The organism is Clostridium sp. (assembly GCF_050717515.1).
Taxonomy (GTDB): Bacteria; Bacillota; Clostridia; order Clostridiales; family Clostridiaceae; genus Clostridium_AD.
Map to the genome: position 1 here is coordinate 264701 of NZ_JBOITL010000032.1, position 24328 is coordinate 289028.

Genomic DNA, 24328 nt, shown 5'->3' on the forward strand with positions numbered 1-24328 from the left:
GGATGTTAGAGTATGTTAAATACAAAAGTTTCAAAAGATATTTATATAGAAAAAAAACGTAATAAATCAAAATTTAAGATATCGAAGGTTATTACACACTTTATATTAATAGCATGGGGTATAACAACCATTGCACCAATAGTATGGGTTATTATGAATAGCTTTAAGAGCTCATCTGAAATAATTTCTAGCGCTCTTAGTTTTCCAACTAAATTTAATTTAGATAACTTCCATGCACTGGGGAAATATTCTCAAATAGACATTCCTAGGGGATTTTTTAATAGTCTTGTTATTTCTGGTACTGTTGTTGTATTAGTATTAATTCTTGGAGCAATGGCTGCATTTGTATTGTCAAGATTTAAGTTTTTTCTAAATGGACCAATAATGATACTTTTAGTTGCTAGTATGCTTGTTCCACAGTTTGCAGTTATTATTCCTAATATTAAAATATTACAGTTTTTTCATTTTAATAACACTTATTTAGCTGTAATAGTACCACATACTGCTGGATTTTTAAATTTTGCTATAATTATGATGACAGGATTTATGAAGTCTCTTCCTGTTGAGCTTGAAGAAGCTGCCATAATAGATGGGTGTAGTATACCAAAAATATTTATGAGAATAATACTTCCATTGTCTACTCCAATACTGGCAACCTCCGGTATAATGATTTTTTTATGGTCTTATAATGATTTACTTCTTCCACTTGTATATCTTACAGGGGAATTAAGACCTATAAGTGTGCTTTTAACCCAAATTTCAAGCCAGTTTAATACGGATTATGGTGCAATGATGGCAGCGCTCACAATAACAATAATTCCAGTGATAGTACTCTATGTAATTTCTCAAAAATATGTAATTAAGGGACTTACAGCTGGTGCTGTTAAGGGATAAAGAAAATAAGTCCAACTTCTAAAGAATAAATTTTGAGAGGAATTATAATGGGCAAAATTAATTTTAAAGCAATCCAAACAAGTGGTTCCTCAAAGCCCTTAAAAAGTGATGAATCCAAGAAATTTAATTTGAAATTCCTAAAGGATTTGAAAACTAAGGGTGGTTTGTTTAAGAGATTAGTTATAACTTTTACCTTACTATCTTTATTCACTTTATCTATTTCTGCACTATTAATCTATGTAGTTACTAAACAAAAGATTTCAGCAGATTTTGAGAAATCTACTTCTCAAATTTTAAATCAAAACATCAATTATATACAGATAATTGATGCTTCCATTGAAGCGGTTTCAAGTCAAATTATTTCAAATAAAGAGTTTCCCAAGGAACTATCTACAACGTCAACTGATGAATTCGAGAAAATTGAGTCTGTTAATAATCTTTCCAAAACCCTGGCTACATTAGTAGGGAGCGGGGGTTCTAGTTTTATTAAAAGTATATATGTTCTTTCGGACAATGACATCTCTAGAAATTCTGACTCATCCAGTTCAGATATTAAAGATGCAACTAAATATTCTACTTTTAAAAAAACAGATGACTATAAGGCCGCAGTTTCCGCTGATGGAAAAGGCATATGGTCTAAAGTTCATGAAAATACATTTTCAACTTCACATGAGCGAATCATTAGCTACATGAGGGTGTTAAAAAACCCATCAACTATGAAAACGGTTGGTATGATAGTAATAAATGCCGATGCGGATATTTTTGCTTCCTCAATAAGAGATACAGCAATAGGAACAAGCGGATATATGTTAATTTCAGATAAATATGGAAACATTATTGCTCACAAGGATACTACCTTTGGTGGCAAAAAAGTTGACTTGTCTATTTGGGATCAAATTAAACTGCTAAATAAAGGTGCCTTCGACTATACAACTAAAGGAAAAAAGATGCATGGAGTAGTTTCAACTTATAGTACAAGTGAATGGAAGCTTATAGCCGTAGTTCCTGGCAGTGAACTTTCTTCCACTGCCAATAGCATTGGGGTTATATCTATTCCAATTATTATTCTTTGCTTAATTCTCACAATTATATTTTCTATGGTTATAAGCAAAAGGATTACCTATCCAATAAATGATATAATCCTTGTTGCGGAAAAAGTATCACAAGGTGATTTTACCTTTAAAACTAATAGCTATCGTATTTATGAGATTAATGAATTAAGCCGTAAATTTAATAACATGACTGAAAAATTAAAGGAAATGTTATCTATTACTGCGGGGCTTTCAAAAGAAACAAGAAATTCTTCAAATCAAATATTGAATTTATCAAACAGTATTAATATTAGTTCAAAGGACATGGTTTTAGCTGTGGGAGAAATAACCATAGGTTCTTCAAAACAAACAGAGGAAACCCTAAGTTGTGCTAGAATATCAGATAAATTCAATGGTGAAATTGTAAGTGCAATAGCGTCATTGAATAACGTTAGTAAAGCAACTTGTAATTCAATTGATGTTATTAATAAAAGCTCAAATACCATTAACAATTTAAGCAAAACTTCTGAAAACAATTCTGGTGCAATGTCAAAGGTATCGGATACCATTGTTGAATTAAATGAAAACACTAAAAGTATTCTTACCATTTTAAATAAAATTAATAATATTACAAAACAAACCAACCTCCTTGCATTAAATGCTTCAATAGAAGCTGCAAGAGCTGGAGATGCTGGAAGAGGTTTCTCTGTGGTTGCAATTGAAATTAGAAAATTAGCTGAGCAGTCTAAAAATGCCTCCTTTGAAATTGAAAAGATTATAAGCAAAGTAAATACATCAATAGGAGCTTCCTTAGAAATATCAAGCAATGCTAAGGAATTATTCAAAGAAGAACTAAATCAAGTTAGTAGTACTATTAAATCCTTTGATGACATTAAAGCTTCAATTTCAAGTATTTCTGACGCAATGGAATATACTATGAAGTCTATAAATGTAATAGATGAAGATAAAAATTATTTATACGATTCAATTAGTAATATCTCAGCTATTTCGGAGGAAAATACCGCTGCAACACAAGAAGTCACAGCAACAATACAAAATCAATCAGATTCGAATGATTTAATGAATTCACTAGCTGAAGGGTTGAATGACAAAGCAAACGGACTCATTGAGTTAATAAATAAATTTAAATTTTAATTTTAATAAAGCTAAAGGGAGAAGATAAAATGAAATATGGTTATTTTGATAATGTAAACAGGGAATATGTTATTAAGCGCCCTGATGTGCCAGTATCTTGGACGAATTATCTTGGGGTTAAGGATATGTGCGGGGTAATTTCTCAAAACGCAGGTGGGTACCTATTTCATAAGAAGCCACAATACAATAGAATAACTCGGTTTAGACCAAACGGCGTACCACTAGATAGACCTGGGCACTATGTTTACCTTCGCGATGATGAATCTAGTGACTATTGGACAATTTCTTGGCAGCCAGTTGGCAAGGACCTTAAAAAAGCCAATTATGAGTGTCGTCATGGGCTATCTTATTCCAAATTTTCCTGTGAATATAGCGATATAAGTGCTCAGCAGGTATTGTTTATTCCAGTAAACGATGATGTAGAATTATGGGATGTAAAAATAGTGAACAATGGGAAAGTTCCACGTAAATTAAGTGTATTTTCTTACGTAGAGTTTTCATTCCAAAATATTGATATGGATAATGAAAACTTCCAAATGAGCTTATACGCATCAGGTTCAAGTTATGAAGATGGAGTTATAGAAAATGATCTTTTTTATGATACTGATGAGACAGGCTATCAATACATAGCATCAAGTTTTAAACCAGATAGCTATGATTGTTTAAGAGATAAATTTTTAGGAAATTACCACACTGAAGATAATCCAATAGCTGTAGAAAATGGAATTTGTAGTGGGAGTTCAGAACTGGGCGGAAATCACTGTGGTGCGCTGCATAAAAAAATAACCTTAGCTCCAGGAGAAGAAACTAGGCTTATATTTATGGTTGGTGTTGGTGCAAGAGCTGAAGGCATGAAAATGAAGGCTAAATATTCAAATTTTGATACTGTGGATGGAGCATTTGCTGAACTTGGCGAATACTGGGAAGGAAAATTATCATCATTCCAGATTAGGACGCCAAATGAAGGCATGAATACCATGATAAATACATGGAACCTTTATCAAGCAGAAACAAACGTTGTGTTCTCAAGGTTTGCTTCATTTATAGAAGTAGGTGGAAGAACAGGACTTGGATATAGAGATACTGCTCAAGATGTTATGTGTGTTCCTCATTCAAACCCTAAAAAGTGTAAACAACGTATAATTGAACTTCTTCGTGCACAGGTAAGCAGTGGCTACGGCCTACACTTATTTGAGCCGGAATGGTTTGATCCAGAGACTTCTAAGATTTTACCTTCAAAATCACCAACAGTTGTCCCAACTCCAAGTATGTCGGATGTAGTACATGGATTAAAGGATGCATGCTCAGATGACGCATTATGGCTAATTGCAGCAATATGTGAATATGTACAAGAAACTGGTGAAGTGGAATTTTTTGATTTAATGGTTACTTTTGCTGATGGAGGAGAAGCCACGGTATATGATCACATGAAGAAAATACTTGATTTCTCCACTGAACAGGTTGGAGCTACAGGGATTTGTAAAGGTCTTAGAGCCGACTGGAATGACTGCTTAAACCTTGGAGGAGGGGAAAGTGCTCTAGTATCTTTCCTACATTTTTGGGCACTAAACAACTTTGTTGAATGTGCTAACTTCTTAGGTAAAGCAGAAGATGTAGCAGTATATGGTGCAATAGCGAGTAAGGTTAAAAAAGTATGTGAAAATGAGCTTTGGGATGGGGAATGGTATATTCGTGGAATTACAGCAGATGGAGAAAAAATAGGCACTCAAAAGGATGAAGAAGGAAAGGTTCACCTTGAGTCAAACACTTGGGCAGTTGTTTCTGGTGTAGCAGGCCCAGAGAGGGCTAAGGCTTGTATGGATGCAGTAGATGAATATTTATATTCAGACTTTGGTCTACACTTAGTATCACCATCCTATACCAAACCAAATGATGGAATAGGTTTTGTAACTCGTGTATACAAGGGAGTTAAGGAAAATGGGGCAATCTTTAGTCATCCCAATCCCTGGGCTTGGGTTGCTGAATGCATGCTTGGACGTGGTGACAGAGCTATGAAGTTCTACGACGCCTTATTACCTTATAATCAAAATGATATGATAGAGACTCGCCAGGCTGAACCATACTCCTACTGTCAATTCGTCATGGGAAAAGAACATACAGCTCACGGTAGAGCCAGGCATCCATGGCTTACAGGAAGTGCTGGTTGGGCATACTATGCAGCAACTCACTACATGCTAGGAGTTCGTTTGAGCTTTGATGGTATGATTATAGATCCATGCATACCAGGAGAGTGGAAAGAATTCGAAATTACCCGCATATGGCGCGACGCAACTTATAATATAAAGATACAAAATCCAAATGGAGTTCAGAAGGGTATTAAAGAAATAATTTTAAATGGAACAGTAGTGGAAGGTGCTATTAGAGCGCAAAAGGCTGGAACGCATAATACTATAGTTGCTATAATGGGCAGCAAAAGTAATTATATTTAAATAGAGGAGTGAAAAATATGATTAAATTTGGTACTGGGGGATGGAGAGCTTTTATAGGAGAAGATTTTACAAAAGAAAATGTACAAATTCTTTCTCAAGCTATTGCAACCCTTATGAAAAATCAAAAATGTGATGGCAGTGGTTTTGTAGTAGGTTATGATAACAGATTTTTATCTGACAAAGCAGCAAAATGGGTTTCAGAAGTAATGGCTGGAAATGGAATAAAGGTTTTTTTCGTAGAAAAATCTGCACCTACTCCCCTAATAATGTTCGCTGTGAATTCTTTAGACGCATACTATGGTGCTGCAATAACAGCAAGCCATAACCCAGCTGATTATAATGGGGTCAAAATATTCACCAGGGGTGGAAGAGATGCCAATGAAGATGTTACAAGAAGTCTTGAAGAAATTATAAAGGATATTACTATAGATGAGGTTAAGCTTGTTAACTTTGATAGCGGAATAACCCATGGTTTAATTGAAATTATAGATCCCTTTAACGAATTTATAGATTCAATTATAGACATGATAGATATGGAATCTATAAAAAGTAGTAAACTAAAGGTAGCTCTTGATCCGATGTTTGGAGTTTCAAAGACTTGCCTTCAAACTATACTTTTAACTGCAAGATGTGAGGTTGAAGTAATAAACAATAGACACGATACCTTATTTGGGGGAAGATTACCTTCCCCAAGTACACACACACTACATCGTTTAAAGGACTTAGTAGTTGAAAAAGGATATGATATCGGCATAGGAACAGATGGAGATGCGGATAGACTTGGAATCATAGATGAAAAAGGTAACTTTATTCATCCAAACGATATTCTATCTGTGTTATATTACTATTTATTAAAGTATAAGGGTTGGAAAGGCGCCGCTGTAAGAAACCTTGCAACCACTCACCTCCTAGATAAAATAGCAGCGGGCTTTGGTGAGCAGTGCTACGAGGTTCCAGTTGGTTTCAAGAACATAAGCTCAAAAATGGAAGAAAAGAATGCATTAATCGGAGGAGAAAGCAGTGGAGGACTCACTATTCGTGGGCATATTAAGGGGAAAGACGGAATATTTGCTGCCAGCCTCCTAATCGAATTGCTTAGTGTAACAGGAAAAAGCTTATCAGAATTACTCCAAGAAATTCATAAGCAATACGGATACTTCTATATGACAGAATCTGATTATAAATTCAGCAATGAAGTGAAAGATCAGCTTAGGACAAAACTTTTCGTAAATAAGTTAATTCCAAATTTTGGCTATGAAGTAGAAAAGACAAGTTACGAAGATGGTGTAAAGGTATATTTTAGAAATGGTGGATGGATTATAGCAAGATTCTCTGGCACAGAACCACTACTCAGAATATTTTCTGAAATGGAAAATGAAGCTATGGCCAATGAAATAAGCAATAATATGAGAGAGTTCTTAAACTTATAAGTACATTACTAAATTTTTTAATTATATAGTTGAGAAATAGCCTAGTAAAAAGATTTCACTAAGTATTACCTTGGTGGAATCTTTTTTAGTTATCGGATTAAGTTACGTAATTTATTTATAAAATATCATAAACTTCTTCTTGCTCATATTTCATAATTATATCAAAAACCATAGTTGCCACATCCTCTGGAATATCATTATTTAAAAATAATAATCCGATATCATTATATATTGTACCAATAACATCTTTTGCAATTACATTTCCGCTATACGCTTGTAACATATCTGTAATATGTTTTCCGAGTTTATCAGGAAACTCCTTTTGGTTCCATGATGTAAACCCAATCAATGATTTTGCAATTTCCGGATTAATTCCTTTCTTTATTAAAACTTCATGCCAGGTTAAGCAGGTTGAATCACTTTTTATTATCATAGGGAACACTCCTCACAAATTTAAATTTATTATATATTGTATAGAATTAATTTTATTAATTAAAAATATTCATTTTTAAAAATATATGCTATATGTTTATGTTCAGTTCTGGAGATATGCTGCCATTATTGACAATCATTGTAAAGTAAGCTATGCTATTATTATATATTCTAGGCATCTCCCTTATGCATTTGTGGGAAGTGTCTTTTATGCTATTTGATAGAATTTCATTTAATATATTATAAAGGATATACAATTATTATGCATCAAATAATGAGCGGACATCATATGCTTTTGAGCTATTTTAAGCACTTGGTTTCAAAAGAGGAATTATCTTGTTTATATGCGTTAGGGCAATCCTTAATGCTTAACAAACCAGGAGATATTATCAAAACTAAACTTAACGAAGATGAATATCTCTATAAAATTAAATCAATAGGGTATAATTAAATAATTCTACGTGGGAGGAGCATTTACAAATGTCTAGAAAAATATTTATAACTAAATCAGACAAGCATAAATTATTGGAAATAATTAATAAATACGAAGATTTAAAAAACAAACAAAATCTAAAAGAGCTTGAAGCAGAAATAAATAGAGCTGACGTCACTAGCCCTGAACAACTGCCAAGCGATGTTATCACAATGAATACAAAGGTTATCTTATTAGTTGGAGATACTGAAGAAGAAATTAATCTTGTATACCCAAATGAAGCTGATATTTCAAAAAATAAGATTTCTGTATTATCACCTATTGGGACAGCTATTCTCGGTTATTGTGAAGGTAGCATCATAGAATGGAAAGTGCCAGACGGAACAGTGCAGATTGAGGTAAAAAAAGTCCTTTTTCAACCCGAGGCTCAGGATCTTTATAAGTTATAACTGTTAGCAAAACAAAATTTTATTTGGCTGCTTTCATAATATTATCATTGACTAAATATCCTAGGAAATTTTCAACACCTAGGATATTTATTTTCTTATCATTCCATTCTCTTCTTTTCGTTTTTCTGATATTATCAAATTTTTTTTAAAAGTCGTAATGAAAGTGGATATACTGTGCCTTCAACCATATCATCAAATCCATCATTCTTTAATTTAATTAACAATTCATACCCATAGGTTTATTCTTTGAAAATTATACTTAAAATACATCCTTCTAAAATATCTTTTAATATTTGAGCGTTATTTTCCAATTTAGCACCACCTATAATTATTATGTAAACTTTGCTCTTATGAAGGAAGGGGAGGTAGTAAAGCTACCGGATGCTAAATATAGAGATTTGTGGGAGAGGAAATTGCCACGCGAGGTGCTATCCGATATTTTAAAGATGCCAGGCACTTTATATACAATATGCATATTATATATAAGGTGTCTTCAAAAAAAATAACTAGTCAGATGCCTAAACCAATAATTATATGAGGTGTTTTATGGATTTACTAATATTTGAAAAACGTAGATTGCTTAGATATAACTTATTATTTCAGTTATATAGGGACTTCTTTACCTACGGCTATGAAGTGTGCAGTAATATTGATTATGAGATTCCGAGTGATTGTAGAGTTGAAATAATTGCAGCTCTTTATTTCATATTCTATAAAAGATGGATTTTTTTTAACATAGAAAGAGACAAAACAGTTTCTGCTTTTGTTTTAGGACGTGGCATTGAAGAAGTGGAGAATTATTTTATTGAAACTGGTAAATTTGTAGTTTCAAATGTATTTGAAAATTTGTTAATACCTGTTATAAATAAAGAAGAAATGAGTGGAGGTACAGTTAATGTCGATTATAATGGAGCCTTTATATGATAAGAAGGCTAACTTTGTTGGGTGGCTATTAGAACATAGTAATGTATTTAATAAGGAATTAAAATGGGTAGCATATATATATAACAGTTATGTTTGGGCAAAAAAAACTAGAATATGGATTGGTGGATTAAGAGGTACTAATCTTTTAGATAGAGATGGGAGGATTGTAGCTTGGAGTATTAGCGGACCTGTGGTGGGCGGTCTAGAAATCATAAAGGCACCACTTGATATTGGGCCCCCATTTCTGTCAGTTGTACCAATTATTCACGAGGTCCCATTTAATCCTGGGTATGCTCCTGAGCCTGCAGGTGAATGGTCGAAACTAACCTTCACTCAATGGCTTAATCAAAGGTAGGTGTTTAATTTATGCTTCAAATAGAAAAAGATTTAATTAGAATTCAAATTTTATTTGAGCTATATGAAAATTTATTTTGTATTTGCAATTACAGAGATATTACAAGGAAAGAATACAAAATCTCAGGTGGAAACAAGTGTGAGATAATTGCAGCTCTCTATTATTTAAGTGACAGAGGATTTATTAGTGTAAGGACTACAAGTGAAGATGATGTTCTAATTATCTATATTAGAGCCAGAGGAATTGATGAAATTGAACTTAAGATAAAAAAAGCTACCACCTTGGCCCTAACTCTCAGCTCTAATAAGCTACTTATTCCAAACTTTGATGATGTGCCTGATGACTGCTAAATCCTTGTTGCACTAAAAAATCATATGGAGTCTCAACTATATTGTCATTAAGTTAATATAGAGTTATAATGAAAAATATCTTAACTTATGTGCTTGTATTTTATTAATAAAAAAGTGAAGGTGTTAAAATGGATTATGTGCAAAACTCAATATTTGATAAGATGTTACATAAGGCTCCACTGGCTGATAGAGTTCGTCCGAGAACTCTCCAGGAATATGTAGGTCAGGAGCATATTATAGGAAATGGCAAGGTTTTGAGAAATATTATACAATCTGATAATGTTTCTTCCATGATTTTATGGGGTCCCCCTGGAGTTGGAAAAACTACTCTTGCTATGATTATTGCAGAAATTACCTGTGCTAATTTCATAACCTTTAGTGCGGCTACTTCAGGAATAAAAGAAATTAAAGAAGTCATGACAAAAGCAAAAGAAAATCGACAACAAGGTATCCGAACTATTTTGTTTATTGATGAGATTCATCGCTTCAATAAGTCTCAACAAGATGCTTTTCTTCCCCATGTAGAAAAAGGTAATATAGTTCTCATTGGTGCAACCACTGAAAATCCTTCCTTCGAGGTTAACTCAGCCTTATTATCACGCTCTAGAGTATTTGTTTTGAATCCTCTAGACATTAATGATATAATCAAGGTTTTAAAAAATGCACTATTGGACAAAAGAGGGTATGCAGGGCTACCAATATTTGTTGAGAGTTCTCTTCTTGAGATTATAGCGGTGTTCTCAAACGGAGATGCAAGAACAGCGCTCAATCTGTTGGAATTGGCAATTAGTAGTACGCCTATGGAGTCCGGTAAGCTAACCTTAACTAAAAAAATAATTGAAGAATGTCTGAATAAAAAAACTCTACTTTATGATAAAAAAGGAGATGAACACTACAATATAATCTCAGCTCTTCATAAGTCTATGAGAAACAGTGATCCAAATGCCTCTGTTTATTGGCTTGCCCGCATGTTAGAGGGTGGAGAAGAGCCTTTGTATGTTGCGAGAAGATTAATTCGATTTGCTTCTGAAGATGTTGGACTTGCAGACCCTAATGCTCTTCAAATTACAGTCTCAGCTTATGAAGCTTCTCACTATATTGGAATGCCAGAATGTACAGTAAATCTTACCCAAGCTGTAGTTTACCTTGCAATGGCTCCGAAATCCAATGCACTTTATACTGCTTATGAAAGTGCAAAAGAAGATGCCTTAAATACCATTGCAGAGGGTGTACCTCTTCAGTTAAGAAATGCTCCTACCAAGCTTATGAATTCTCTTGGTTATGGAAAGGACTACAAGTACGCTCATAGCACAGATGAAAAACTTACTAACATGCAGTGTCTTCCTGATAATTTGAAAAATCGACAGTATTATAAGCCCACTCAGGAAGGTCTTGAAAAGAAAGTTTATGAAAAGCTAGAATATATAAACAGTGTTAAAGCAAAGCTGTAGTTGTATACCTACTATATACATAACAGCCGCACTTTTAGCAGGTGAGCTTGTTTTAGATTTTAATTGCCATACTGTAGCTTGTGCGCTAGAGTTGTTAAATTGTCTAGTGGACCCATAAATATTCTATTAATTCCATATGGGTTATCTTGTTTTGAAGTAAATCCCGTATCTGTAGTTATTCCTAAGGTTATCCCGGCTGCATGGGCTGCTTTAACGGTATCAGCATTGTATGAACCACATGGGTATGCCAAATAAGTCACCTTTCTGACTAATAGCTTTTCTAATATAGAATTTGCTGTAGTTATTGTAGCTAGTTGATTTGCGTAAGATAAAGTACCTAAGATTTCATGCTTATTGGTATGATTTTCTACCCTAAATCCATTAGCATCCATTTCTTTTAACTGTTTTGAAGTCATTGAACCTGGATTTTTATCTATGTCTTTTGTTATCATAAATACAGTAGCTTTCTGCTTATTTGCTTTTAGTACTGGATAGGCTAGTGTATAGTTACTTAGATATCCGTCATCGAATGTTATTAATACTGGATTTTTAGGCAAAACTGTTCCCTTAGATAAGTTAGCGTAAAACTGATCCATTGTTATTGTATTATATCCATGTGTTTTTAGATAGTTCATTTGAGAAATAAACGCTGCCTGTGATACTATTAAACCATCTGTTTTTGTGATGTTAACTGCTAATTTATGATACATTAACGTTGGTATTTGCTGAAACTGTTCTGTGTTAGTTGAACTTATTATTTTCACATAGGAGCTTGCTACATAACCTGTTTTACCCTTATAACTTATCTTGTAAAATCCATTCGAAATTCCAAGAGTGTTTATCTTTGATTCTTTGGGCAGTGAACCTATGATGGAAGATCTGGATGAAGCACTACTTCTTACGTTTAATGAAGATGAGGTAGTTACTACCCCGCTAGATGCTAGTGCTAGTTGACAACTTAGAACGGTAAGTATTGTTGTTAATAATGCCACTTTTTTTTTCATAATTACGACCATTCCTTTCGTTTCGCTCAAGGTACAAACTGAATTAAACCCTTCACCCTTGGCATTTTAGATTTTACCTCCGATGTAGCCCTACCTTATTATAATCAACCTTCTTGTCCCATGTTACAGAAACACTTTTATTGCTACATTGTTGAATAAAGATGGAATCAGCTTGGACAACAACAACAATATAATGTACTTTTCAATTGTTGTTTGTGGCTTGAACTGAGATATTAAATTGTATTGTAGTTGTTAAAAATAATGCAAATAATATTTCATTATTTGTTAATTTTTTCATCTCTATTTGATATTATATCATTTTTTTTAAGTGATTTTGGTCTAAAACATAAATTATTTTGTATACTTTAATTACTTTCAATTTCAGTAGGCTGGAGTTACTATTTTAAATTAAAGATGGAGTGAAAATATGCTTTCAAATGAAAATGGATTATTTGGAGAAGTTTATTAAATTTAAGAGTAACTGGTTCAGAATGGTTTACAGGTGGATTCTTTGGACCTGAAGCTGGTATCGCAGCAACTATAGTTCTTTTTATAGGAATTGTGATTGTATATTTTATTCCATGGCATAAAAATTTAGATACGGTATAATTGACTAATGACGCAGCTATAAAATATCTTGGTAAAGGGGTAAGTAATTATGATTGGGGAATTTCTATTCCAACTACTTTTTCCTCTTTTTTTGTCTTTGATACCAAATATTATATTTATTAAGGTTTTATTAAGGTTTTATATCAGTTTCTTTTAAGGAATAAATTATATACTTTAAATATAGATAACACAATTAAGGAGATCTATTGTGAAGTTTTATTTATAGCAAATATTTTGAAAGAGGCGATAAAAGTGGATATAAATATTAAAAGTTTATTACATCGAAGAAATTATGTGAAAGATTTTCTCTACCTTGCGCTTATGTTAACGCTACCAATTCTTGACATAACATACAAAATGCTTAATAATCCAAGTGTAAAAGTACATAGTCTTATGACAGATATAGATAGAAGTATTCCATTTGTCAATGCATTTATTGTGCCTTATGTAATTTGGTATGGCTTTATATATGCCGTACTAGTCTATCTTTATTTTAAGGATAAAGAAATTTATCTTAAAACTCTTTTAACCTATGAGGTTTGTATATTAATATCATTTATAATATACGCTTTATTTCAAACTACGGTTCCAAGACCTGTACTTTCAGGTAATGATTTTCTTACAAATATAGTTAGGTGGGTATATCAATCGGACAATCCTTTTAATTGTTTTCCGAGTACTCATAGTTTTTCAAGCTACGTTATATTTAAAGGTGTAAGCGAAAGCAAAATAAAAAATAAAATTATTCGATTTGTAATATCTTCTATGTGCATTTTAGTAATGATATCTACTATATTTGTAAAGCAACATGTGATTTTAGATTTATTAGGAGCCATAATATTAGGAGAGGTAGTTTGTAAAATAGTTTTTAAATTTAAATGGGAAAAGATTAACGACATGTCAGAAGGAAAGGCCTCTACTTCTATAAGTGATAGTCACATACTATAACAAAAATAAAACTTCAGTCTTATGTTAACAATCCCATTTATTAATAAATATACTCGTTCATAAATAATCTAAATAGAGGAGTACATTACCATATTTGCAAAACAACATGTAAATTTAGATGTCATATGTGCTATATTGTTATGTGATGTGGTTTTTGAAAAAAATTAGTTTTATTTGGGGGAGAGCTACGAAATGGAAAAAGAAACAATACTTATTGTGGAGGATGAAAAAGAAATTAGGAATTTATTAGATATATATATAAGAAATGAGGGATACAAAACTATTTTAGCAGAAAATGGGATAGAGGCTATAGAGGCTGTTAAAAATGAAAATGTTGATTTGATCATATTAGATATAATGATGCCTGGAATGGATGGTATACAAACCTGCATGACAATAAGGGAAGAAAGGAATATGCCTATAATCATGCTGTCTGCCAAAAGTGAAGATATAGATAAAATAATGGGGCTTACAACAGGTGCCGATGACTATATTACAAAGCCTTTTAACCCTTTAGAATTGGTGGCAAGAGTAAAATCGCAGCTTAGAAGATATTTCAGGTTTAACAATTTTGAAAAAATAGTTAAAAACACTAGCATTATTCAGGTGGATGATTTAGTAATAAACATAGCAAATCATGAAATTGAAGTTAATGGTAAATATGTAAAACTTACTCCTACAGAATTTGAGATACTAAAGCTTCTTGCTAAAAACAGAGGTATTATTTTCAGCATAGAAAAAATATATGAACTTGTATGGAACGAATCCTTTATGGAGTCTGAAAACACAGTCATGGTGCATATAAGAAAAATAAGAGCAAAAATAGAGCAAAATCCTAGAAAGCCAATATACATAAAGACTGTATGGGGGGTAGGATATAAAATTGAAAATTAATGTATTTAAACATGTAAAAAAAAGATTAAGATTAGAATTAATTTTAGCATTTATAATATCATTCATATTGGGTGCAATATCATTTAAAAGATCATTTGAATTGGATATAATTGCAGGAAGTAATCAATTTACAGCATTACGATCTGTAATATTTGGCGTAGGTGTTTTTATAATAATATTTCTATTATTAACACGAAAAAAAATGAAATATATAGAAGAAATATCAAATGGATTACTTGAAATATCAAAAGGTAATTTAAATTATAGAGTAGCCCAAAAAGGTAGCGACGAGCTTGCTGGGCTGGCTACACATATCAACTATATGGCATCTGAGCTTAATGAAAAAATTGAAAAAGAGAGAAGAGCTGAAAAAACAAAAATTGAACTTATAACAAACGTGTCCCACGACTTAAGAACTCCACTTACATCTATAATGGGATATATTGGGTTAGTAAAAGATAAGAAATATGTAGATGAGGTCCAGATGGATGAGTACATGAATATAGCTTACAATAAGTCGGAAAACCTAAAAATACTTATTGAAGATTTATTTGAATATACCAAACTTACCAATGAAACAATTGCACTTAACAAAGAAGAGGTAGCTTTAAATGAACTTTTAGACCAACTTACAGAAGAATTAGTTCCTATTTTTGAAGAAAATAATCTTACTGTAGAAAGAGAAATTTCAAAAGAAAAAATAATGGTTAATCTAGATATAAACAAGATTTTAAGAGTATTTGAAAATCTGATGATGAATGCCGTAAAGTATAGCTTAAAACCTAGTATAGTTAAGGTTAGATTATATAAAGATAAGAGTAATGTTATAGTTTCTATTGAAAATAAAGGGGCAAAAATTCCAGAAGAAGATCTTGAAAAATTGTTCGAGAGATTGTACAGACAGGACAAATCCCGTGCAGCTTCAACTGGGGGAAGTGGTCTTGGTCTCGCTATTGCAAAAAGTATAGTAAATCTTCATGGGGGAGAAATATGGGCTGAATGTAAAGATGAAAATATAAGATTTTTTGTTAAGTTGGCGATAGCTTAAATGTGTATTGTTTTATATTTTAAAAAGAAACAACCATCTGGGGCTCAGATAGTTGTTTCTTTTGATTAACTATAACTTTTTCACTTGGATAAATACTTAAGAAGTGCTTCATTAAAAAGACGGATATGAACTTTTTCATTTAGTATGATTCTCCTTGCAGTGGACGGATTGTAAATGGGAAATTGAAACTATATTGTTAAAATATCGTATATACTTATGAAGGATTAAATAATAGTAGTCTATTACAATTTTTAAAAGCACTTTGAACCCTAACCAATATTTTGTTAGGGATAATTAATAAAAAAAATGTTAAACCAAACACAAGAAATCAAGGAGGCAAAAACACATGAGACAAATCAAAAAAACGCTAATCATATTTATAGCAGTAATATCCGTAATGGCTGGAAATTTAGGCAATGTTGTAGCAAAAGCTGAAGTAGTTAATCCAGTTACTCCAATAATAAATTACGTTGGGGTAGATCATTCACCACTAGTAGTAGGAGATACTGAAACTTTTACAGTAACTTCATCAAAGTTTGTAGGTAAAGTACAATATAGGGCATTCCTTTTCGACGGCAAAAAATGGAATGAATTAACCAGCGGATATAGCGCTGAAGTGGATGCTAAAACTCCATATGTCTTACCAAAAACACCAGCATTTAAATCAGGAAAATACAAGTTGTCAGTTTGGGTAAAAAGAGCAGGAACAACAGGCAGTATTAAAAAAAGCTATGATAATTACTATGCAGAAGCATTAAATTGTGTAACTAAAGATAATGCAATCAGAGTATATGCAGGTGGTGCACCTAAAGTTGAAACTAATGGTTTAACGTTTAAATTCAATGGAATCGAAAACATAGGTGGAATTAAAGGACCATATCTTTATAAATTACATATATATAATCCAAGAACTGGAGTATGGACAAGCGCATCGAGTGAATATACAGAAACTCCATCATACATATTTAAAGAAGCGGGAACTTATATGGTTATCGTACACGCAAACACAGTTAATTCACCAACTTGGAAAAATTATATAGCTGGCAAAACAAAGGGAGCGTATGAAGCCTTTAAAACAATCATGGTAACTGTTAATGATTCATCAGTAGAAATATTTAAATCTACTATTAAACCAGCTGATACTGGGCTTGGAGCAATAGGAAGTATAACTTTAACAGCTGATGGCGTTAAAAACTACCCTACAGCTAAAAAATACCAAATATTTGAGGGCACAACGCCTATATCGGATATTGTTGACTTAGGGACAGCTACAACAGTTTATCCTGCAAAAGTTGCAGGCAATATGGTAAATGTTAAATTACTTGATGCTAGTGCAACAGTAGTTAAAGAAATATCTGTAGCTTTAGGAAAATCCGGAACAATAAGTGCTATTAGTAATGGCACAGATATAACCAGTAAGTTTACTGATAAATATTTTAAAAGTTATGTATATTCTCTGATAGGAAAAACTAGTCCGAGTCCAATACTTTATTCTGATGTGAAAGACATAAAAACCTTGAATTTCTATAGTGAAAATATGAGTAATTTATGTGGAATTGAGTATTTTAAAGCATTAACTGAGTTAGTTTGTTCTAATAAGGTAGCAAGAGATTTAAGTGATGCGTATGTAGCTCCTGGGCTAACAACCCTAGATGTAAGTAAGAATACAGCATTAACTAAGCTAGAATGCAGATATAATCAACTAACAACCTTAGATGTAAGTAAGAACACATCATTAACTGAGTTAGACTGTATCAGTAATCAACTAACAACCTTAGATGTGAGTAAGAATACAACATTAACTAAGTTATATTGTGGTGGTAACAAACTAACAACCTTAGATGTAAGTAAGAATATTTCATTAGCTGAATTAGACTGTGCTTATAATCAACTAACAACCTTAGATGTAAGTAAAAATGCAGCCTTAATTTATTTGAATTGTGATAGTAATAAATTAACAACCTTAGATGCAAGTAAAAACTCAGCATTATCTAAGTTAAAATGTAATTCTAATCAGCTAACAACCTTAGATACAAATCCAGCATTAACTAAGTTAGAATGCTATAATAATAAACTAGCCTTAGATTTAAGTAAAAATACAGCATTAACTGAGTTAAATTGTCAGTACAATAAGCTAACAGCTTTAGATGTAAGTAAGAATACAGCATTAACTAATTTAGATTGTGTAGGTAATGAACTAACAACCTTAGATTTAAGTAAAAATACAGCATTAACTAATTTAGATTGTCAGAACAATAATCTAACAACCTTAGACGTAAGTAAAAATATAGTATTAACTGATTTGTTTTGTACTAATAATCAATTAACAACTCTGTTCTATAATAATAAACTAACAACCTATTACGTTCAAAGAGAAACATGGTATGATTGGTATAAACTTCAGTATACAGATTCAAGTCATACAAAAACTACTAACAATTTAGTTCTAACAGCTAAAGATTAGAGAGATGAAACCTTAAAAAAGCAATAAAAAAGAATCATAAGCTTTTCAAGTAAGAGCGTATGATTCTTTTTTATATTATTTCTTTACAGGTACCTTAGTGAGTCATGAAGTGGCGCACTTGCTAACGAAAGTAAAGTACAGATGATGGACAATCATACCTCATTTTGATGATTATTGAAATTAGTTTAATGTATGTAAAAAAAATACTGTTACATTTAATTAATTACAGTATTGATTAAAAAAACGTATACATTACTAACTTAATATGATAATATAATAGAAAGATTGCAATTTTCTGAACATTGCAGCATTATGTTTGCACTATCTATTGCAGAAATAACTGCTTCAGAAGTTTATTATTAATTCTATGTGAAAGCAGAGAGTTAAATTATATAAATAAAATATTTCAGGAGGGATTTTTAATGATAAAACAAAGACTTGATAAGGTTCTAAAGATTATGAGCAAAAAGGAAATACCTCAAATGATAGTTTCTGACCCAGCAGCAATATTTTATCTTACAGGAAAATGGATTTTTCCAGGAGAGAGAATGCTTGCATTATATATTAATTTAGATGGAAACAACAAATTAATTATTAATGAGTTATTTCCAATAAGTGAAGATTTAGGGGTAGAAAAAATATGGTTTAACGATACTCAAAGTCCAGTAAAAATTCTTGCAGACAATATTGATAAAGAAAGCCCAATGGGTATAGATAAAAATTGGCCAGCACATTTCTTAATAAAATTAATGCAATTAAAGGGCGGAAGCTCATTTGTTAATGGATCTGAAATTCTTGACAGAGTAAGAATGTGTAAGGATGAAAATGAAAAACAATTAATGAGAGCAGCTTCAAAATTAAATGATAGTGCTATGGGCGAAATGATAAAAATCGTGCCTGATAAGCATTCTGAAATAAAAATGGGGAAATTACTGGGTGAAATGTGGGATGAAATGGGAACTGAAGGTCATTCCTTTGATCCAATTATAGGATATGGTGCAAATGCAGCAGACCCTCATCATGTAATGGATAAGTCAACAGTAAAGCCAGGAGATAGTGTAGTTATTGATATAGGCTGTAAAATGGATTCATATTGCTCAGATATGACTAGAACTGTTTTCTACAAAAGTGTATCAGACCACAGCAGAGAAGTTTACGAAATTGTTAAAGAAGCAAACAGAAGAGGAATTGAAAAAGTTAAAGCAGGAGTTAGATTTTGCGATATAGATGCAGCGGCTAGAGATTATATAACAGAAAAAGGCTATGGAAAATACTTCACCCATAGACTGGGACATTCAATAGGCATTGAGGTTCATGATTTCGGTGATGTTTCTTCCGTTAATACAGATGTTGTTCAGGTTGGACAAATATTCTCCATAGAACCAGGTATTTATTTGCCAGGAGACGTAGGAGTTCGTATAGAAGATTTGGTAATAGTAACAGAAGATGGTTGTGAAATATTAAATCATTATACAAAAGATTTAATTATTGTAGAATAGAATATTGGGTATTAGATCTAGGTATAATATATGCACTTTTGTTGAACAAACGGAACGGTAACTTACAAGTGAATTTTATGAAGGGAAGGGAAAGTAATGAATGAAAGTGTAAAAGAAAGAATTTCAAAACTGAGAGCATTTATGGAAGAAAAGGGAATGGATATCTATGTTGTTCCATCCGCAGATAATCATCAAAGCGAGTATGTAGGAGAATACTTTAAGGCAAGATCCTATGTAACCGGTTTTACGGGCTCTGCCGGAACGGCGGTTATTACAAAAGACAAAGTGGGTCTTTGGACGGATGGAAGGTATTTTCTTCAGGCCGAGCATCAGCTTAAAGGGAGTGGAATTAAGCTCTTTAAGATGGGGAATCCTGGAGTTCCTACTGTACTTCAATACACAGAAACTGAAATGACTAATAATGGAAAACTTGGATTTGATGGACGTCTCATGGCGATGCAAGAAGGGGAAGATTTTGCTTCGGGACTTGCCCATAAGAATGCTACCATTGAGTATGCCTACGATCTCGTAGGTAAGGTATGGGAAGACCGTCCTAAGATAGCAAATGAACCTGTTTTTCTTCTTGAGGAAAAGTATTCAGGCGAAAGCAGATTGTCCAAGTTATCTAGGATAAGAGGCACCATGAAAGATACAGGAGCAAACTACCATATCATCACAACCTTGGATGATATCGCATGGCTTCTCAATATCCGAGGAAATGATGTTATGTATTCACCGCTAGTGCTATGTTATGCGGTTGTTACCATGGAGAAGGTAGATTTGTTCATTGAAGAAAGTAGGATTGATGTAAGTGTCAGGGAAGCTTTAGCCAAAGATGGTGTGGAGTTCAGACCTTATAACGACATTTATGAATTTGTTAAGGGCTTTGCGGTTGAAGATGTGGTGCTGATTGACCCAGATCGGATTAACTATGCGCTATATAAGAACATTCCAGTTGAGACAAAGAAAATACAAGCAGACAATCCTACTATCTTGTTCAAGGCCGTTAAAAATTCTGTGGAGCTTGCCAATATTGAAAAAGCCCACATTAAAGACGGCGTTGCAATTACAAAATTCATGTATTGGTTGAAAACAAATATTTCAAAAACAAAAATCACAGAAATCAGTGCTTCCGAAAAACTGGAAGAGTTTAGAAAACAGCAGGAGGGTTACTTGTGGCAAAGCTTCGCGCCAATAAGCGCTTTCAAGGAACATGCAGCCATGATGCACTACTCCGCTACAACTGAAACGGATGTGGAACTTGCGCAGGGACACTTATTATTAATGGATACTGGTGGAAACTATTTTGAAGGTACAACTGATATCACCAGAACATTTGCCATTGGCCAGGTGAGCAAAGAACTTAAGCAGCACTTCACGGCCGTGGCCAGAGGTATGATGAATTTGGCTCGTGCTAAATTCCTATATGGATGCAAAGGCTACAACTTGGATATATTGGCTAGAGAACCCATGTGGAGTCTTGACCTGGATTATAAATGCGGAACCGGCCATGGTGTGGGCTATTTGCTAAATATTCATGAAGGACCAAGTGGCTTTAGATGGTACATCGTACCATCAAAGCATGAAACTCAAACATTGGAAGAGGGAATGGTCATAACCGATGAACCTGGCATTTATATAGATGGATCCCATGGCATCCGGATAGAAAATGAGCTCATCATCAGAAAAGGCGTTGAAAACGAATCTGGTCAATTTATGCACTTTGATACTGTAACTTATGCTCCAATCGATTTGGATGCCATAGCTGCAGAAGACCTTAACCGCGATGAAAAACTGTATTTAAACAGTTATCATAAACTTGTATACGAAAAATTAGCCCAGTACCTGAGTAATGAAGAGAGAGATTGGCTAAAATCCTATACAAGAGAAGTTTAAACAAGAGAAGTTAAACAAAAGAAAAAATTAGTTTAGGGGGAAAATTATGAGTGAAATTGTTGTGAAAAACAAGCGGCCTTTTGGCTTCTATGTTTGTTGTATCGCGTTCATGTTCGAGAGGATGGCGTATTATTCTGCTAAGTATCTTATCTTTGTTTTTGTTTCGGCTACAATTATAACAGGCGGATTGGGTCTAACAGTGGTTGAGGCTGCAATTATTCAATCAAATCTTGTTGCATTTACCTATCTTGCGCCTCTTATTGGAGGATATCTTTCAGATAGGCACATTGGCGCTAGATACTGTATTCCAGTGGGGCTAGTTTTGATGGCCGTCGGGTATATAGTGGGTGGATCTGCAACGAATGTCTTTACTATGAATGTAATGGTGGCACTTGTATCCATCGGTACAGGACTTTTTAAAGGTAACAATGCTGCAATCAGTGGAGCTTTGTTTGAAGACAAAAGTCAGCTGGATTCCGCATTTTCAGTTCAGTACTCCTTTGTAAATGTGGGATCGCTTATAGGAACAACCGCTATTGGTGTTCTTATAGCTACTACTTTTTCTAAAGGTGATGTTCAGGGATTTAGAGCTGCGTTCGTACTGTGTGGTATCATTTGTGTAATTGATGCAGTATGGTTTCTGTTCGGTATGAAATACCTTGGAGAAATAGGTAAAAAACCCTTCAAAGAAGGCAAGCACATGGAAAAGAAAGTTGTAACTGAAATTAAACCCCTAACAAGAGTGGAAAAAAGAAAGGTCTTTGCTATTGCCTTGATATCAATATTTTCTGTTGTGTTTTGGGTGTTCTGGTATCTGACTTATCTGGCCGTTTATGATTACGGTGCTAAGTTCGTTAATCTGAACCTAGGCAGTTTTGCAGTGCCACTTTCATGGTTCGATTCATTGAACGCTTTTGTATGTATTGTTATGGGACCAGTTTTGGGTATACTGTGGTTCAAGCTGTCAAAGAGGAGTAAAGGGGATCTGAGCTTGTTTAAAAAATTGGGTCTAGGTCTTAGTTTACTTGGGATGTCCTTTTTAATGCTTGTAGGTGCAGAAATTTCAAGAGGCACAGGTAAAGCAAGTATTATTTGGATCATAGCATTTGGTGTGCTCCTCAGTATGGGAGAAATGCTGTTCTCACCACTTGGTAACTCCTTTGTTACTAAATATGCACCCAACAAGATTTACTCGGTACTTATGGGGGTTTGGATTTTTGCTACGTTTATCGCGGGAAAATCCTATGGTTACCTGTATGGTTTTGCTTCCAAATTCCCGATTATACAAGCATATGTGGTCATTCCAATAATTTTATTTGTATTTGCAGTATTGTTGTTTGTTTTTGACAAAAAGCTCATAAAACTGCTGGAAGATGAAGAACCAGCCAAAGAAATCAATGTTGTATAACAAGTTTATTTTATAATAAAAAAAGTGGCTTCTGTCTTGTACAGTAGTCATTTTTTTATGTAAAAAAATAAAATATATGTAAAATTTTTTTGGATAATTGCGTATGACCTTTGGAATTTTGCTTATGTTTATAACTGCATTCCGGACCATTCATTCTATTCAGGTGCAGCATTATTGGTTGTTAGTGCATTAGCCCTTTCAGCTAATGTTGCAGTAGTGACTTTTCATTTTGGTAGAGTAATTAAAAATAAACGAAACCCATTTAAAGATGAGATTTACAAAGATTTAAAACAGTACAAACAAATCCTATCTGAAAATAAATTAAATTTTTAAAGTTATACATCGATGGTAATTATATCAATTCAATTAAAATGAAAAAAACCCTCTAATAAATCATATCATGTATCGTATATAAAAGTGAAATGATAAATATGGGATAATGATTAATAATTGTTATTTACATAAGAGGAGGAATTAGCATGAAAAAGGCAAAATTAAGTTTATTTGTACTAGCTTTAACATTATCAATGGGTGTATCATCTGGGGTTTATGCTTTTGAACAAAATAAAACTACTAAGGGTGTAAAATCAACTTCTGTAGCACAAAAAATAGATTTCAAAGATGCAAAAACTCAGAAATGGGAAGCAAAATTCCTTAAAAATCATGAAGACAAGAAAAATTTTGAAAAGTGTCACAAAGACTTTAAAAAGGGAAAAGAACATAAATACGACAAAATTAAGCCAGTTATAAGTGTAGCAGATAAAGCAGCTTTAAAGGTTAAAATAGATAAAATAGCAACAATTAAAGATGCTAATAAAGTCTTGAAAACTACAATTATTAAAAATGCAGAAGCAGCCAAGGTAGAATTAAAAAGAATTGAAGATAGTAAGATAGTATTAGATCCATTAGTAAAAACTGAAGCTGATTCAGTTTTGTTAGCGGTAAAAGATACAACTACTAAGGAAGCTTGTGTAAAGCCAGTAGTTTCAACAGTTGTAGTACCTGTAATACCAATAGTTGATCCTACAGTACCAGCAGTACCTGTAGAGAAAAATTATCTAGAAAAATTAAATGAAAGATTAGACAATGTATTTCAAAAGTCTACAGAAAAAAACACACAGTTAAATACTTTAGGAACTAGACTTTTAAATCTTTTAAATGCTTTAACACTTATAAAATAGAATATTTGTAAAAAAAGTCTTGA

General features: G+C 32.9%; 21 protein-coding genes and 1 pseudogene. 20 read left to right on the plus strand and 2 right to left on the minus strand.

The annotated features are described in order from the left end of the window. Positions 1-12 precede the first annotated feature (12 nt). Genes ACREV6_RS17205 through ACREV6_RS17220 form a run of 4 tightly spaced genes read left to right on the plus strand, consistent with a single transcriptional unit; the run spans position 13 to position 6960 of the window. Positions 13-894, plus strand: a complete 882-nt coding sequence (locus tag ACREV6_RS17205) for a carbohydrate ABC transporter permease (protein ID WP_431579268.1) — start codon at positions 13-15, stop codon at positions 892-894. 47 nt (positions 895-941) lie between these two features. Beyond that, positions 942-3080, plus strand: a complete 2139-nt coding sequence (locus ACREV6_RS17210; protein WP_431579269.1) for a methyl-accepting chemotaxis protein — start codon at positions 942-944, stop codon at positions 3078-3080. 29 nt (positions 3081-3109) lie between these two features. Then, positions 3110-5530, plus strand: a complete 2421-nt coding sequence (locus ACREV6_RS17215; RefSeq protein WP_431579270.1) for a glycoside hydrolase family 94 protein — start codon at positions 3110-3112, stop codon at positions 5528-5530. Positions 5531-5547: 17 nt separating this feature from the next. Beyond that, on the plus strand, positions 5548-6960 hold the full coding sequence (locus tag ACREV6_RS17220; protein WP_431579271.1) for a phosphoglucomutase/phosphomannomutase family protein: 1413 nt from the start codon (positions 5548-5550) through the stop codon (positions 6958-6960). Positions 6961-7075: 115 nt separating this feature from the next. Here ACREV6_RS17220 and ACREV6_RS17225 read toward each other — a convergent pair whose 3' ends face one another. Beyond that, the gene (locus tag ACREV6_RS17225; RefSeq protein WP_431579272.1) at positions 7076-7393 is read right to left on the minus strand and encodes a hypothetical protein; all 318 of its coding nucleotides are present in this window, start codon (positions 7391-7393) and stop codon (positions 7076-7078) included. Positions 7394-7666: 273 nt separating this feature from the next. Between ACREV6_RS17225 and ACREV6_RS17230 the strand changes: the two genes are divergently transcribed. The 6 genes from ACREV6_RS17230 to ACREV6_RS17255 all read left to right on the plus strand — a co-directional run bounded on the left by ACREV6_RS17230 (position 7667) and on the right by ACREV6_RS17255 (position 11354). Further along, the gene (locus tag ACREV6_RS17230) at positions 7667-7843 is read left to right on the plus strand and encodes a hypothetical protein (protein ID WP_431579273.1); all 177 of its coding nucleotides are present in this window, start codon (positions 7667-7669) and stop codon (positions 7841-7843) included. A 29-nt stretch (positions 7844-7872) separates the two neighbouring features. Beyond that, positions 7873-8274, plus strand: coding sequence for a GreA/GreB family elongation factor (locus tag ACREV6_RS17235; RefSeq protein ID WP_431579274.1), 402 nt, complete (start codon positions 7873-7875; stop codon positions 8272-8274). Positions 8275-8820: 546 nt separating this feature from the next. After that, positions 8821-9198, plus strand: a complete 378-nt coding sequence (locus ACREV6_RS17240) for a hypothetical protein (RefSeq protein WP_431579275.1) — start codon at positions 8821-8823, stop codon at positions 9196-9198. Further along, positions 9170-9553 (plus strand): 4-fold beta flower protein, encoded by a 384-nt coding sequence (locus ACREV6_RS17245; RefSeq protein ID WP_431579276.1) that lies wholly within the window; start codon positions 9170-9172, stop codon positions 9551-9553. The genes ACREV6_RS17240 and ACREV6_RS17245 overlap by 29 nt, the downstream gene beginning before the upstream one ends. 11 nt (positions 9554-9564) lie before the next feature. Further along, a complete protein-coding gene (locus ACREV6_RS17250) occupies positions 9565-9903 on the plus strand; it encodes a hypothetical protein (RefSeq protein WP_431579277.1) in 339 nt (112 codons plus the stop codon). 128 nt (positions 9904-10031) lie between these two features. Beyond that, positions 10032-11354 carry a replication-associated recombination protein A gene (locus ACREV6_RS17255; protein ID WP_431579278.1) on the plus strand — a complete coding sequence of 441 codons (1323 nt, stop codon included), beginning with the start codon at positions 10032-10034 and terminating at the stop codon, positions 11352-11354. Positions 11355-11413: 59 nt separating this feature from the next. Here the strand turns inward: ACREV6_RS17255 and ACREV6_RS17260 are convergent, their stop codons facing one another. Beyond that, positions 11414-12358: a polysaccharide deacetylase family protein gene (locus tag ACREV6_RS17260; protein WP_431579279.1), complete on the minus strand. Its 945-nt coding sequence runs from the start codon at positions 12356-12358 to the stop codon at positions 11414-11416. Positions 12359-13219: 861 nt separating this feature from the next. Between ACREV6_RS17260 and ACREV6_RS17265 the strand changes: the two genes are divergently transcribed. The 10 genes and pseudogenes from ACREV6_RS17265 to ACREV6_RS17310 all read left to right on the plus strand — a co-directional run bounded on the left by ACREV6_RS17265 (position 13220) and on the right by ACREV6_RS17310 (position 24305). Then, positions 13220-13915 (plus strand): phosphatase PAP2 family protein, encoded by a 696-nt coding sequence (locus ACREV6_RS17265; protein ID WP_431579280.1) that lies wholly within the window; start codon positions 13220-13222, stop codon positions 13913-13915. Between the two features lie 192 nt (positions 13916-14107). Beyond that, positions 14108-14809 carry a response regulator transcription factor gene (locus ACREV6_RS17270; RefSeq protein ID WP_431579281.1) on the plus strand — a complete coding sequence of 234 codons (702 nt, stop codon included), beginning with the start codon at positions 14108-14110 and terminating at the stop codon, positions 14807-14809. Continuing rightward, a complete protein-coding gene (locus tag ACREV6_RS17275) occupies positions 14799-15857 on the plus strand; it encodes a sensor histidine kinase (protein WP_431579282.1) in 1059 nt (352 codons plus the stop codon). Before ACREV6_RS17270 ends, ACREV6_RS17275 begins: the two co-directional genes overlap by 11 nt. 346 nt (positions 15858-16203) lie before the next feature. Continuing rightward, complete coding sequence (locus tag ACREV6_RS17280; protein ID WP_431579283.1) at positions 16204-18321, plus strand: leucine-rich repeat domain-containing protein; 2118 nt, start codon at positions 16204-16206, stop codon at positions 18319-18321. A gap of 422 nt (positions 18322-18743) precedes the next feature. Further along, positions 18744-19820, plus strand: a complete 1077-nt coding sequence (locus ACREV6_RS17285) for a M24 family metallopeptidase (protein WP_431579284.1) — start codon at positions 18744-18746, stop codon at positions 19818-19820. A 96-nt stretch (positions 19821-19916) separates the two neighbouring features. After that, positions 19917-21716, plus strand: coding sequence for an aminopeptidase P family protein (locus ACREV6_RS17290; RefSeq protein ID WP_431579285.1), 1800 nt, complete (start codon positions 19917-19919; stop codon positions 21714-21716). Positions 21717-21762: 46 nt separating this feature from the next. Continuing rightward, positions 21763-23124, plus strand: coding sequence for a peptide MFS transporter (locus tag ACREV6_RS17295; RefSeq protein WP_431579286.1), 1362 nt, complete (start codon positions 21763-21765; stop codon positions 23122-23124). A 96-nt stretch (positions 23125-23220) separates the two neighbouring features. After that, a pseudogene (locus ACREV6_RS17300) lies at positions 23221-23280 on the plus strand (DUF5692 family protein); the annotation flags it as partial. Between the two features lie 18 nt (positions 23281-23298). Continuing rightward, a complete protein-coding gene (locus tag ACREV6_RS17305) occupies positions 23299-23457 on the plus strand; it encodes a DUF5692 family protein (protein ID WP_431579287.1) in 159 nt (52 codons plus the stop codon). A gap of 146 nt (positions 23458-23603) precedes the next feature. Further along, a complete protein-coding gene (locus tag ACREV6_RS17310; RefSeq protein ID WP_431579288.1) occupies positions 23604-24305 on the plus strand; it encodes a hypothetical protein in 702 nt (233 codons plus the stop codon). Positions 24306-24328: the final 23 nt, after the last annotated feature.